Annotated in this window: 16 protein-coding genes and 1 riboswitch; of the genes, 5 read left to right on the top strand and 11 right to left on the bottom strand. The window is 40.3% G+C overall.

What is annotated here, in order from left to right; all coding sequences use genetic code 11:
* Positions 1-9: 9 nt before the first annotated feature.
* Positions 10-717 (bottom strand): proprotein convertase P-domain-containing protein, encoded by a 708-nt coding sequence (locus FS458_RS18485; RefSeq protein WP_144704240.1) that lies wholly within the window; start codon positions 715-717, stop codon positions 10-12.
* A 225-nt stretch (positions 718-942) separates the two neighbouring features.
* On the opposite strand from FS458_RS18485, the gene FS458_RS18490 reads away from it, so the two are divergent.
* Together FS458_RS18490 and FS458_RS18495 are read left to right on the top strand one after the other, a co-directional pair.
* On the top strand, positions 943-1143 hold the full coding sequence (locus tag FS458_RS18490; RefSeq protein ID WP_144704243.1) for a DUF3311 domain-containing protein: 201 nt from the start codon (positions 943-945) through the stop codon (positions 1141-1143).
* Positions 1144-2646 (top strand): sodium:solute symporter family protein, encoded by a 1503-nt coding sequence (locus FS458_RS18495; RefSeq protein ID WP_144704246.1) that lies wholly within the window; start codon positions 1144-1146, stop codon positions 2644-2646.
* Positions 2647-2715: 69 nt separating this feature from the next.
* Here the strand turns inward: FS458_RS18495 and FS458_RS18500 are convergent, their stop codons facing one another.
* The 6 genes from FS458_RS18500 to FS458_RS18520 form a co-directional block, all read right to left on the bottom strand.
* A complete protein-coding gene (locus tag FS458_RS18500) occupies positions 2716-3057 on the bottom strand; it encodes a DUF1801 domain-containing protein (RefSeq protein WP_144704249.1) in 342 nt (113 codons plus the stop codon).
* Positions 3029-3220: a hypothetical protein gene (locus FS458_RS20865; RefSeq protein WP_186320651.1), complete on the bottom strand. Its 192-nt coding sequence runs from the start codon at positions 3218-3220 to the stop codon at positions 3029-3031. The genes FS458_RS18500 and FS458_RS20865 overlap by 29 nt, the downstream gene beginning before the upstream one ends.
* 89 nt (positions 3221-3309) lie before the next feature.
* Complete coding sequence (locus FS458_RS18505; RefSeq protein ID WP_144704521.1) at positions 3310-4518, bottom strand: RNA polymerase sigma factor; 1209 nt, start codon at positions 4516-4518, stop codon at positions 3310-3312.
* A 41-nt stretch (positions 4519-4559) separates the two neighbouring features.
* Entirely contained in the window at positions 4560-4994 is a 435-nt protein-coding gene (locus FS458_RS18510) for a YciI family protein (protein ID WP_144704252.1), read from the bottom strand.
* A gap of 108 nt (positions 4995-5102) precedes the next feature.
* Positions 5103-5897: an alpha/beta fold hydrolase gene (locus FS458_RS18515; protein WP_144704255.1), complete on the bottom strand. Its 795-nt coding sequence runs from the start codon at positions 5895-5897 to the stop codon at positions 5103-5105.
* A gap of 128 nt (positions 5898-6025) precedes the next feature.
* Complete coding sequence (locus FS458_RS18520) at positions 6026-7006, bottom strand: spermidine synthase (RefSeq protein ID WP_144704258.1); 981 nt, start codon at positions 7004-7006, stop codon at positions 6026-6028.
* Between the two features lie 141 nt (positions 7007-7147).
* Between FS458_RS18520 and FS458_RS18525 the strand changes: the two genes are divergently transcribed.
* Together FS458_RS18525 and FS458_RS18530 are read left to right on the top strand one after the other, a co-directional pair.
* Complete coding sequence (locus tag FS458_RS18525; RefSeq protein WP_222122241.1) at positions 7148-7909, top strand: ferritin-like domain-containing protein; 762 nt, start codon at positions 7148-7150, stop codon at positions 7907-7909.
* 12 nt (positions 7910-7921) lie between these two features.
* On the top strand, positions 7922-8599 hold the full coding sequence (locus tag FS458_RS18530; RefSeq protein WP_144704261.1) for a peroxiredoxin: 678 nt from the start codon (positions 7922-7924) through the stop codon (positions 8597-8599).
* Between the two features lie 47 nt (positions 8600-8646).
* Here FS458_RS18530 and FS458_RS18535 read toward each other — a convergent pair whose 3' ends face one another.
* Positions 8647-9012, bottom strand: coding sequence for a YbaN family protein (locus FS458_RS18535; protein ID WP_144704264.1), 366 nt, complete (start codon positions 9010-9012; stop codon positions 8647-8649).
* Between the two features lie 324 nt (positions 9013-9336).
* Entirely contained in the window at positions 9337-9816 is a 480-nt protein-coding gene (locus FS458_RS18540) for an acyl-CoA thioesterase (protein ID WP_144704267.1), read from the bottom strand.
* Positions 9817-9975: 159 nt separating this feature from the next.
* Positions 9976-10156: riboswitch (cobalamin riboswitch) on the bottom strand.
* A gap of 125 nt (positions 10157-10281) precedes the next feature.
* On the opposite strand from FS458_RS18540, the gene FS458_RS18545 reads away from it, so the two are divergent.
* Positions 10282-11409, top strand: a complete 1128-nt coding sequence (locus FS458_RS18545) for an MGDG synthase family glycosyltransferase (RefSeq protein ID WP_144704269.1) — start codon at positions 10282-10284, stop codon at positions 11407-11409.
* 417 nt (positions 11410-11826) lie between these two features.
* Here FS458_RS18545 and FS458_RS18550 read toward each other — a convergent pair whose 3' ends face one another.
* Positions 11827-12039 (bottom strand): hypothetical protein, encoded by a 213-nt coding sequence (locus tag FS458_RS18550; protein WP_144704272.1) that lies wholly within the window; start codon positions 12037-12039, stop codon positions 11827-11829.
* Between the two features lie 119 nt (positions 12040-12158).
* Complete coding sequence (locus tag FS458_RS18555) at positions 12159-13526, bottom strand: GH1 family beta-glucosidase (RefSeq protein WP_144704275.1); 1368 nt, start codon at positions 13524-13526, stop codon at positions 12159-12161.
* Positions 13527-13534: the final 8 nt, after the last annotated feature.

A 13534-nucleotide genomic window follows, 5' to 3' on the forward strand; every position in this document is an offset into this window, starting at 1 on the left:
GTCTTACAGTTAAAATGACTCTCGTGTTGTTATAGTCAGCTCCCAGCCCCTATTGATGGCTCCTTGGTCTTGAGTAAATTGATCATATACATATAATCGCCATGCACCATTCGGATTCGTTCCATTAAAAACACTAAGAACCGTTCCATAAGGAAGTCCTGGCGCACCTGGTAATGCTGTAACTGGAAGAGTAGCACTTGGTTTATAAATGCCTGATGGAGGAATAGCATCTTCTGTCATAGAATTTACTGCAGCATCACTGAACGTATACGTAGCATTGACAACACCAGGACTAAAGCCTCCAACTGTAGACATTAAGATGACATTCTGTCCTTGAGGACCTACAAGCAATATTTGCAGATCAGCTAAATATGAATGCGTGAGGTTACGGAGAGTTACCGTCACATTTGCAACTGTCCCACTTAAACCTGACACATTAATAGTCGATGGATAAGGTGTTGCAGCTCCGCTATCAGGAATTGTAATAACATTAGGATTAGAAAATCTATTTATGTTTACAGCCGTTCTGCTACAGATAACCGCCGTTATGCATCTACAGTCTAAAGCAAGTACTTGGTTACCACTCGTTATACCCACTACACAATTTCCGTTGATTCCTTGAAAAATAAAAGGAATCTGCCTGTTACCTATTAACAGAACTACAGCTTGCCCGTATTTCAAACATTTTAACGTGTGACAAACACATGAATGAATCATTGTTTCCCACCTCCCTTTATACGGTTACTTCTATAATATGCATGTCTCCTACTTTTGCTTAGGTAACACAGTATTTAATTTCACAGAAATTGAAAACCCTTTCAATGTCTAATAATATTAAATATTTTAAAAATTTATATAATTCCCCTTGTCCCTCACTTTCTAAGCTGTTATGATTGTGAACATTATATTTCTAAAAAACACCACAGAAGGGACACATGCATCATGAAGAAATTATTATTGATCGTATTGATTTCCGCTCCATTTATCGCACAACTGGTCGTTCTACCGTTTGTAAACAGGATCGATCCTATTATTTTCGGACTACCGTTTCTTCAGTTTTGGTTGTTTTTGTGGATTGTTCTAACTCCTTTTTGCACATTAGGAATCTATCATCTTCAGAAATCGGAAGGGAGTCTGGATTAAATGCAGCAAGGTAATCTTACAGCACTATCTATCACGATTTTTATTATCTTAACGGTCGTTTTGATCGGATTTCTTGCCGGCAGGGACAAAGCTACACGTAGTTCTGTTGAAGAATGGTCTGTTGGCGGAAGACGCTTTGGCGGCCTACTCGTCTGGTTTCTAGTTGGGGCTGACCTTTACACGGCTTATACATTCCTAGGATTAACAAGCACCGCTTACACAGCTGGTAGTCTCGCATTCTTCGCGATTCCCTATTCGGTTCTAGCGTATTTTATCTCTTATTTTTTCCTTCCAAAGTTATGGAAAGTGGCAAATGAGCATAAATTAACGACTCTAGCAGACTATGCTCGCGAACGTTTTGACTCTAAGCTATTATCTTCACTCATCGCCATCGTCGGCGTACTCATGCTGATTCCGTATATCTGTTTGCAGCTGAGTGGTATTCAAGATACGCTTCAGGTTGCTGGGACAGGCTTTATCAATGTAAAAGTGGTCGTGATCACCTCTTTTTTGCTTGTTGCACTGTATACATTTTTCAGTGGGATCAAAGGACCGACTTATACTGCAATCATTAAAGATGTTCTAGTGTGGGCAATCATGTTGTTCATGGTTGTTTCTCTTCCAATCATGCACTTTGGCGGCTGGAATCCGATGGTTGATAAAATCGTAACGGAAGCTCCTCACCTCTTAACGATCCCAGAGTCTGGGCCGAAAGGTGTTACATGGTTCATTACAGCAGCTTTTGTATCATCGCTTGCTCTTTTTATGTGGGCACATGCGGCAACAGGCGTTTTCACAGCAAAAAGTGCAGATGCCATTCGAAAAAATGCACTGTTTCTGCCGCTTTATAATATCGTTTTAATTCTTGTTGTTTTCCTTGGATTCATCGCCTTTCTTGTTTTACCAGATGAAACGGATCCTAGGTTTGCTCTTCTTGCATTGATCCAAACGTCTTATGGTGGAATCGGTCAGGGATTAGCGTACTCAACAATTGCACTCGCTTCACTCATTCCATGCTCTATCATGGCGATCGGTGCGTCGAACCTTTTTGCAAACAACATCTATCGTGACCTCATCAATCCGAAAGTAAATGGTGCAAAATTAACGATGATTACGCGTGGCATGGTTTTCGTTGTGATCGGACTCGCCTTATTGTTCGGTCTTGTGTTTCCACAAGCGCTCGTTTCCCTACAGTTGCTTGGTGTATCAGGGATGGTACAGATCTTTCCTGCGATTGTTATCAGCTTGTTCTGGAGAAATCAGTCTAGAGAAGCTACCATTATTGGTCTGCTTGTCGGACTTGTCGTTACCTTCACAGTCTATTCAACAGGTACAAGTCTTGGAATCTATGAAGGTTTCTGGGGATTGATGGCTAACTTTGCAACAGTAGTTGTGTTGAATCCAATCTTCGTTAAAAAAGCGAAGCATTCATCAAACGCTGTAAAAAATTACTTGTTTGATCAGTCATCAAAAGAAGAACAACTTGTACGAAAAGGTGCATAACTTTTACTCCACAAAAAAAGCTTGAGTCCAAAATCTCTCGGACTCAAGCTTTTAAAATGAACAGATTGATCATAAAGCACTCGAAGCTTCTTTTACAAATGAGATAAGTTGTTTGGAATCAATCGAGTCTCCTTTACGCAGCTTTATGGTTTTACGTTCTGGTGGACCACTGAATAGAGCTTCTGGAAGTTCTAATGAATTTGCATTAAAAATTGTAAAGCTTACGGCATCTTTGGATGTTGAGATCACTGCAGCATATTTTCCGTTTTTTAAGAAGTGAGGTTTTTTATACTGAATTCGCTCATTGACGTCAGGTATTGCTTGATGAACAACTCCGCGTAGATTCGTAGACAACTCTACCTGCCAGGATTCTTTTAATTCCTCAATAAAATGGGTAACCTCTTGATTCATCGTTTACTGTCTCCTTTATTTTTATTCTCTCGGTCTTTTGCAACATATATATATGTTCTTCTAAGTCTTTACTAAGAACTTCTTTACTTAGACTCGAAAGTGGTTGCTTTCGACGTAATGAATGTTGTGCTTTGCGTTCTACTTTACCTCTCTGATATCGCATCCATCGTTTCCTCCTTTAGATTGTGATCAGCTTTCCTACCTTTACTACGAAACTGAACACTATAATCTACTAGGCTAAAAAAAGTTTGTTCAAGACTCACATTCTTTTGCTCTGTTCATTAGAAGGCTTTTCTCTTTTTCATTCTTAGTCATGGAAGCGGCGCGTTTAAATTCTATACGAGCGTCCTCAAATCTTCCCAACTTAAAAAGAAGATCTCCACGCACGCTATATAGAAGGTGATACTCCTGTAAAGAAGACTCCCTACTTAATTCATCTACAAGTTGAAGGCCGAGAGAAGGCCCAAATGCCATTGAGATTGCTACGGCATGATTTAGTTCCACAATAGGAGAAGGGGAAATCCTGTATAACGCCTCATAAAGCGCAGCTATTTTTACCCAATTCGTTTCTTCAACGGAATGAGCTTCTGCATGACAAGCAGAGATTTTCGCTTGAATCGCATATTGTCCGAGTGGTACACCTATCCTTTCACTCCGCTCAAGTGCCGCTAATCCACGGCGAATAAGCAAACGATCCCATTGTGCTCGATTTTGGTCCATGAGTAAGATTGGTTCCCCTTTTGCATTTACCCTAGTCTTCAACCGTGAAGATTGTATTTCCATTAATGCGACAAGACCGTGTACTTCTGATTCACTTTGGGCAATCTCAGCTAGAACCCGCCCTAATCTCAATGCCTCCTGACAAAGCAAAGGACGAACCCAATGATCGCCTGATGTTGCTGCATACCCTTCGTTAAACATCAGGTAAATAACTTCAAGCACTGTTGATAGCCGCTCTTTTCGGTCCTCTTTTGCTGGAACTTCAAAAGGAACATTTTCAGATCTAAGTGTCCTTTTGGCACGTACAATTCGTTGCGCTACAGTAGATTCTGACAGAAGAAAAGAACGGGCAATCTCATCAGTAGTTAAACCACATAACAAACGAAGCGTAAGTGCAACCCTTGCATCTTGCGATAATACGGGATGACAGGTCATGAAAATCAAACGAAGAAGTTCATCTCCAATCTCTTCGTTTACTACTAGATCAACATCTTCTTCCGTATACAAATCTGTTCCTCTAGCAAGTTCGGTATATTTTTGATCACGTTTTTTTGTACGCCTTATTAAATCAATCGCACGACGTTTGGCCACAGTCATCAGCCATGCGCCCGGATTATCTGGGATACCGATATTCGGCCATTTTTCTAATGCGATGATTAATGCATCATGAGCAATATCTTCAGCGATACCTACATCTCGCAGCAAGTGCGTTAAGCTTGCGATCAACTTCGCAGATTCCATTCTCCATATCTCTTCGATCGCTCGATTTACATCGATCACTGTCACGCTTTTTGTTGCTCCTCAGCCTTTTTTCGAAGTTCTCTTTCTTTCATTAAATGAATAGGGTTTCCCATTATTTCCTCTGCTTCAAAAACCTGTCGCAGTTCAATCTCACCATCCCCATACCCATGTGGATCTGGCATACGCAGAGCCCATTGAATGGCTTCTTCTCTTGACTTCACTTCAATAAGCGTATAGCCTGCAATCAGTTCTTTTACTTCTGTAAACGGACCGTCAACCACTTTAGCACGACCGCCCCGCTCCGTGTAAGAAATTCGTATACCACTTGAACTTGGTTGTAGGCCGTCTGCAGCCAGAAGCACACCTGCCTTTACTAATTTCTCGTTATATTTTTGCATGGCATCTATTAATTCCTGACTCGGCATGACCCCCTCCTCTGAATCTGCAGTCGCTTTAACGATCATCATAAATCTCATGTTTAGTTGCCTCCTCATTTTTGACTCTTCAATTTAATGATCTGCACGATAAATCTATAAAAAGGTTTCGGTATTTGTTAAAAAAATCCTTTCATGATTTCCTCTAGTTTATACTGCCGAAAAAAATGAGACGAGCTCAGAAGAAAGCTGTTTCGTATGTCCAAGCCCCTTCTTACTTATTAATTCAGCATTAGGAAGCACTTTTACTAAAGCATCTGCTCCGTCACGAAGCACTAAAGGACTTTCTGTACCTTTAAGTACAAGTGTTGGTATTGTAACGTTATTCCATAGATCTTTAGGCAGTGATTTTCCTTCCATATACCCGTCTAATAATGCTGCATCGTACGGAAGGGTATGTGCAACCGCCATAAGATTGGACCAAACACCCGGCATCATCCGCATCATCGTTACAATGATTGAAGGAGCCCCCATGCCCTTCGTCATGAAGAATTTAATCGTATCTGCACTGCGGTCATCAGCAATAAGTTCACTAACCTTTTTTGAAAAATCACTTGGTGGTACATGATCTGTGTCATTGACGATAAATGGTGGTTCGTGGAGGGCTAATTTTGTAATGCTTGCTCCATGAGCAGCAGCTTGTAAAGCAAGAACCGCTCCTGATGATAACCCCCAAACGAATGCCGTTCCTCCTGCCTTTGAGATAATTGCATCCAGATCTTCATACTCTCGTGCGGGTTCATACTCTTCTGAGTCACCGCTATCCCCACGACCACGCCGGTCGTATGTGTAAACTGTAAATTGGTCTGATAATAATTTCGCAAGTTTAACCATGCCTGGGAACTTTCGATAACTGAATGCGCCTCCGATTAAGATGAGTGAAGGCCCATTTCCTACCTTGTCATAAACGATTTTTGTTCCATCTTTTGAAATTACAGTATTCATATAAAATCTCTCCTTAGCATTTCATTGTTTTTGAGTTGATTTACTTATACGACGAAGAAGTTATAAATATTTAGACATAAAGTAAAAAAAAATAAAAAACACCTGCAAAATCACAAGTGTTTTTTTGGTTAAACATTGGTTTCTCTTTTCACTATATCTAAAAGCACCGTATTCTGGTCTGTCTGAACCATCCCTTGGTTCTGTTTATTCAATAGATAGTAAGGCAGTTCCAACACATCCCTCAGTCTGCCTTCTGTTAAAAAAGGCGTAGAAACTTTTAGTTGGATATCGTCCGGCTCTAAAGGAAGTGTTGAAGCAAGGATATAACCCCAATCTACACCCGTCTTGTTTGAGAAATTATGAAATGGAATTGTGAAGAATCCGCATTCTTTTAACGTCTTTTCAATGCTCCACATATATTCTGGCATCAAGTTGACAGTTGAACAGGCAATGGATAGTGCACCACCAGGGTTTAAGTGTTCTTTTAACTCATGATTAAACTCTAAAGAAAACAATCGGGATAGACTCGGGCATCTTTCAGTCGGTTCTGGTATGTCTACAATGATTACGTCCCATGTTTCTAGGCTTTGTTCTACAAAACGTCTTCCATCTTCAGTCTTAGTTTTCACTTTGTGATGGTTTAATGCCCCTTCATTAAATGACACTAATCGATCGAAGCTTTTCCCAAGATTCATCATCTCTTCATCAATATCTACTGCAATAATCTCTTCAACTTCTTCGTAACGTAATGCTTCTCGTACGCTGATTCCGCCTCCGCCACCGATGATTAAGATGCGTTTCGCCTCTTTCGCTGCAGCCACTGGAACATGTACGATCACTTCTGCATACTCATTCTCATCCTGTTTTGTACCAAACATGATCTCACCATTGCTGTACACCCATACTTCATCTCCAACTTCGACTAGTGCAATTTTTTGTGTAGATGTATGAAACGTTTGAAGCACGTTGAAATTACGTTGAGGTCTCTGGCTATCATTTATATATGTTATAAAAGAGCCGTTTCCCCATTTCACCCAATAAAAATACACACTTGCTTCCACTATAAAAACTGCGGCTGCACTAATCGCTAGCCACATGAGCTCATCCACTATGAACACTCCTTATTTTGAACAAGTTATATTCACATTTCTATTCATTCATAGAACATGTGGTGTTGAAAAACTTGTACATAAGCAAAATTTAGGCGTCTGCATAGTATAATGCGACAATCAATTTTTGGAGGTTATCTTATGAGCTATATGAATCCACAACAGCAGCAACAAGACAGCGGACAGCAACAGAGTGATGGGCAGCAGCAAGCACTTCAACTGTCTCTGCAACTCATCAGGGAAGCTGTTGCTGGCGAAAGAGAAGATGAATTATTTTACGATTACTTAATTTCTGAAGCACCAACGAACGAGCAAAAGTTAATTATCGCATCTATTCGAGATGATGAGAAAAAACACAACAAGCTTTTCAGAATGATATACAGAGATCTTACTGGTCAAGAAGTTCCACCTATGAACGGAGAAGAGTTTCAAAAACCAAAATCCTATAAAGACGGCCTTGTAAAAGCTCTGTTTGGTGAACTTGCAGCTGTAGAGAAGTATCGCGTTATTCGCCAAGGACTTCCTAATACGTATTATCGAGATATCCTCTTTAACATCATTACAGATGAAATTAAACACAGTGCAAAGTACAACTATTTATTCACCTTAAACAGTACATCATCCTCTCCTCGTTCTTTTCAACATGAAAACCGAATGCCACAAACAGAGAGCTTAGCGGATCAATGGGTTTCGTATATAGACCCACTTGTTAAAAGAGCTTTAAAAGAGACCGAAGAAGGCATTAATCTTACTCACCTCTATCAGGAATTTATTTTATCTGGTGTTCTTGTCGGTCAAGGATTTACACCTCAACAAGCCATTGAACAAGTAGAAGAGTGGGAGAAAACAGGTGAATCTCAGCTATTGAAAAAGAGCAAGATGATGGGAAACCAGTCAAGATAGGAGAAGAGAGGGATGGAATCTACACAAATATATTCAAAGCCTTTTATTGGAGATCAATTTCCGGAGATGACGGTTCATACAACCCTTGGGGATCTTGTCCTTCCAACAAGCTATCAAGGTCATTGGTTTGTCCTCTTTAGTCATCCAGGAGACTTTACACCCGTGTGTACAACAGAGTTTGTCGCGTTCCAAAAGCTCATGCCTGAGTTTACAAAACTAAATACTTATTTAATCGGATTATCTGTAGAACAAGTCTACTCTCACATAAAGTGGATTGAATGGATACAGCAGAATTTGAAAGTAGAGATTACTTTTCCGATCATTGCAGATAGTCTTGGGAAGGTTGCTACCAGACTTGGAATGATCCACCCTACGATGGGAACAAGAACGGTGAGAAGTGTATACATCGTAGATCCAACAGGCAAGATACGTCTTATGCTGACGTATCCCGAGAATGTTGGCCGTAATATCAACGAGATCATAAGAGCGGTTCAGGCGTTGCAGACAGCAGATAAAAATAAAGCCGCAACACCTGCGAATTGGCCGGAAAACGAACTAGTCGGAGACCGTCTGATCGTTCCAGCACCTACAACTATACAAGAAGCAAAGAAACGTGCAGAACAAGCACAAAGTGGAGAGATTGAGTGCTACGATTGGTGGCTATGTACAAAGCCACTTCATGATAGATAAAGAGAGCAGCCTTTGAATAGGCTGCTCTCTTTACCTCCACACATACTCTATGCCGTTTTAATTTTTACGATGAAATAGTAATACTTATACATCACAACAAGAATTAATATCACTCTTGCAAGCATGCTGTCAGTAAGGATAAAAGTAATCAATATCATTGAATCTGAAAACAGACTGATCATGATCTTTTTCTTTTTGGTGAGCGATCGATTTCTAACAAAATCATCTAGATGTTTTTTATAAATGTCGGTTCCTTTAAACCACATTTCAAACTTTTTTGAACCTTTTACGAAAAAATAAGACGCGAGTAATAAGAGAGGTGTTGTAGGAAGCAACGGCAACACAATTCCAATCACGCCCAAACCGAGGAAAAAGAACCCCAATGCTACAAATATGATGTTTTTTATTTTCATTGGGATTCTCACTTCCTTTTCCTTTTAAAATAGGTTTATTCGTATACATTGTTGCTTTTGTTAGTTGTTGGTTTCCGCTCCAGGTTGCTCGCTTTCCACGGGGCGAACGGTGAGCCTCCTGCCGCTTCGCGCCTTTAGGAGTCTCCACCTGACCGCTTCAAAGTTGTCTCTTTGCTCCTGCGTCTACAAGTTTATGCTAGAAAGTGGACTTCCTCGTCGCATGCCTTGCGAGAAGCTTCTCATGTAGCAGGCAGGCAACCTTCCGCTACAACCAACTTGCAAAGAAGAAAGAAAAAAACTGCAACTATAACTTTAAAAGAATCCTTAAATTTTGTTTACATTTTTATATAACAAACGCCTTTCTTTCCTTAGCGGAGCACCTTTAAAGAGTGCTTCTTCCTCTTCTGTCTCAGGAATGACACTTGGAACCGGAAACGGCTTGCCGTTTTGATCTATAGCGACCATCGTTAAGATTGATGTGGTATTCAGCGTTCTATTTCCCGTCTCTAGATTTTGACACTCCACTTTTACGTATACTTCCATCGACGTTCTTCCGGTTGAGATCACTACACCTTCTAATATGAGAATGTCTCCCACTTTAGCTGACGATAAAAAGTTTACATTATCAATGGATGCGGTGACAACCACTTTCTTGCTATGCTTCATGGCTGCAATCGCTGCAATCTCATCAATGTACGATAAAACGGTACCACCAAATATCGTTCCCATGTGATTCGTATCAGGGGGCAATACCAACTTTGTTTGAATCGTTCTTGAGATGTTTGCTGATAACTGCTGTTCCATACCATACCCTCTTTTCTGAAGCTTGAAAGCTCCTCTTTTTTGAGGGAGTTAGTGAACAAAGAAAAATACCCATCACTAAAGACGGGTACGTAAGAATAGATAACAGAAAGAATGATCTATTAAATATCCCTCGTCCTATCTTCCCAACTCCCGAAGAAGATCAACGCTATAAAGATGGCAGGTCTCCTGACTCGTGCATCAGCCTACTCTAAGCCCTTCCCGTCAGGATTGACAGTGGTTTTGCTTATTTCGTCAGCACTTACAGTTGCGGGTACAGTTCTGGTCTTACACCAGATTCCCTATTAAGTCTGTAACAGACACCATAATTATCGGATCTTATGAAATTTTGAATCTCTCTTATTGTATCATTAAAAAATTTACTTTTTACAAAACATTCTTTTCTACTTCATACTGCGTTTAAAATCCCCTGCTATGCTTTTATTAAAAGACTGGGGAGGTTTTCTAATGATACGTCCAACAGCATTAATCCTTACAGCTAACTATGGCAGCGGCCATGTTCAAGTGGCTAATGTCCTCGCTGAAGAACTAAAAAGCAAAGGACTTCAACCTGTCATATCAGATTTATTTGGGGAAGCTCACCCCATCATGTCCCAAGTCACACAATCGATATTTATCAAAAGCTTTTCACACGGCTCTTCTTTTTATAAATGGTTCTATTATGGAACAAACAAGTTGAATGCCAATACGATTACACAATTTTCACGGTATTTAGGAAGAAAAAGATTTTTAGAATTGATCAATGAACACCAACCCCGTTTTGTAATAACCACTTTCCCGCTTCATGCTGCTCCATTTCTTATAAAAAAATCACGGTTCAATATTCCCATCTATACCGTGATCACTGATTATTTCGCTCATCCTTTTTGGATCAATCCATCGATTGATCGCTATTTTGTTGCCTCCGATTCAGTTAAAAACGGACTGATCAAACACGGTGTGGATAAAAATAAAATTACAGTCAGTGGCATCCCAATCCGCGCAGACTTTTACCGTCCGATTAATAATGAAGAAATGTTTACTAAATACGGAGTTACGCCAAGTAGTCGTGTAGTTACGATTTTAGCTGGTGCTCAAGGTGTGCTGAAAAACGTTAAGGTGCTCGCACAGCGTTTGCTGAAAGATCCATCATTGCGGGTGATTGTCGTTTGTGGTAAGAACAAAGCGTTGTACGAAAAGTTAAAACCGCTTGCTGAACAATATTCAAGCTCATTCCGATTATTTGGTTACGTCGAGAAGCTTCATGAGATTCTAAAGATCTCACATTGCGTAGTAACAAAGCCAGGAGGAATCTCTATTACTGAGGCAGCCGCAGTAAGAGTCCCCCTCCTCCTCTATAAGCCAGTTCCAGGTCAGGAAGGAGAAAATGCTAAGTATTTTGAAGAAAAAGGCGCAGCATTTGTCGTTCATACTGTAAACGAAATCGTGGGAAATGTTCAGAAGTTATTTGAGAACGAAGCTTTGCTGAGTAGCATGCAGAGAAGTTTAGAGCTCATTCACCATCCTCACTCTTCCTCAATAATAGCTGATTATGCTTTTGAAGAAGTACAAGAGCTGTCTCAAGGTACACGTTAGTTTTTTATGTCTCGTAAAGAAGTTAGCAAATATTTGATGAAGATATAAAAAGACGGTGCAGAACTGAACTACTTGGATGAAATTCTTTAACTATTCGGCCATAATAGCCTTTTAAGTGCTCGCAAACCTGGTTCTCCCTTATACCGGTCGGGGTATAACTCTTATTATTTCGAGAACTATTAGGAATAATCCTAAAATTTTGGATTTATTCCGGCGAGTTTTTGTGATATTCCAGCGAGTTTCGACCATATATCGGCGAGTCGACATATCTCGACAAGTATACATCAGCCCTATACCCTCCACCTTAACATCGCAAAGCAAAGTTAACTCATTCACGCACCCATGCTTCAATACACACTCCAAACAAATAAACGGGCAGATCGCTATCATCAGCGATTCTGCCCGTTCTATAAAATTTCAATCTTCCATAGCACCGTCTTCCGCAATGGCTCGAAGGTCTGCATAGAAAAAATCATCATTACATAAAGGAGAGTGTTCCTTTTTGTTATCATAGTTCTCAACGATTTCCTTTAGTTCACCGGTGTCACCTTTTGCGTTAATGATCTCAACGAGCTCGTTCAAGCCATCCGTTGTTTCTTCGTCTATTCGTTTCTCATTCTTATCCTTCATATCTATCCCTCCTATACGTTTTTAGCTTCCCCAACCTGGAAAATTTCACACAAACAAAAAAGCCCCGAACATAGGTCAGGACTTCAATGGTTATTATTATCTTAAAATCAGCAGTGAAATTAGCTTATTGAAATAGTATCCGTTTCTTTGTTGCTGTTATTAGTTCCTCTGTTCTTCACGATTTCTGCATAACGATAAGCGCTGTCTTTCCAGATTCGCTCTTGAGAATCAAAGTCCACATAGATGATTCCAAATCGTTTGTCATAACCGAAGCTCCACTCAAAGTTATCCATGAGCGACCATAGATAGTACCCTTCAATATTCATGCCTTCGTCGTTCAGATCAGAAACCGCTTGAAGATGCTTTTCGATATAATCAACACGGCCATGATCGTGGACTCGTCCGTTCTCTAGCACGTCATCAAAGGCTGCACCATTCTCTGTAATATAGATAGGAAGATCTGTATACTCTTTTCTCAGCCTTCTAATGAGATCCTTAAACTCTTCTGGCGCGATATCCCATCCCATGCCAGTTTTCTCATAATCAGAATGAGCCCCTCTATGTAAGAAGTCATTCGCAGCAGAGAATTCAACAATGCCTCGGCTATAATAGTTGATGCCAAAGAAATCACAAGACGTTGAGATGATCTCCATATCTCCTGCTTTAATAAAATCATATGAATGAACATATTTAGAGAATAGGTTCATCATATCAACAGGATACTGCCCTTTGAAAACAGGATCTAAGAACCAGCGATTTGAATAACCGTCAGCATTATTCGCTGCAAGCTGATCGTTTACAGAATCTGTTTTAGCATAGATCGGTGATAGGTTTAACGTGATACCGATCGGTGTTTTGGATTGGAGCTCGTTCTTTAAATATTGTACAGCTTTCCCGTGAGAAAGAAGCATATGGTGTACCGCTTTAACAGCTTCGTCCATGTTCGTATGTCCAGGCGCATGAAATCCTTGATGGTAACCTAAGAAACCGGCACACCACGGCTCGTTATGGGTAATCCAAGAATCTACCTCTGCATCAAGCTCTTGAAAGCAGACTTCCGCTAAATCCATAAACCAATCTACTGACTCACGGTTCACCCATCCGCCTTCCTCATGTGCCCATAGAGGAAGATCCCAGTGATAAAGCGTGATCGCAGGTTTGATTCCTTCTTCACGTAAACGCTGTGTCAATTTTTTGTAGAAGTCCATTCCCTCTACATTTAAAACACCCTTTTCAGGAAAAATACGAGGCCAGGAAACTGAGAAGCGATACGTTTCTACGCCAAGCTTCTTAATCTGCTGAATATCTTCTTCAAAACGGTAATAATGATCACACGCTACGCTTCCATTATGCTGTTGATATACTTTTCCAGGCGTATCACAGAAAGTATCCCAGATTGAAAGTGTTCTTCCGCCTTCAAGACGAGCTCCCTCAATTTGATAAGAAGATGTTGCTGTACCAAACACGAATGACTTATTAAAATGCATAATTGTTT

Source organism: Fictibacillus phosphorivorans, from assembly GCF_007673525.1.
GTDB lineage: Bacteria > Bacillota > Bacilli > Bacillales > Fictibacillaceae > Fictibacillus > Fictibacillus phosphorivorans_C.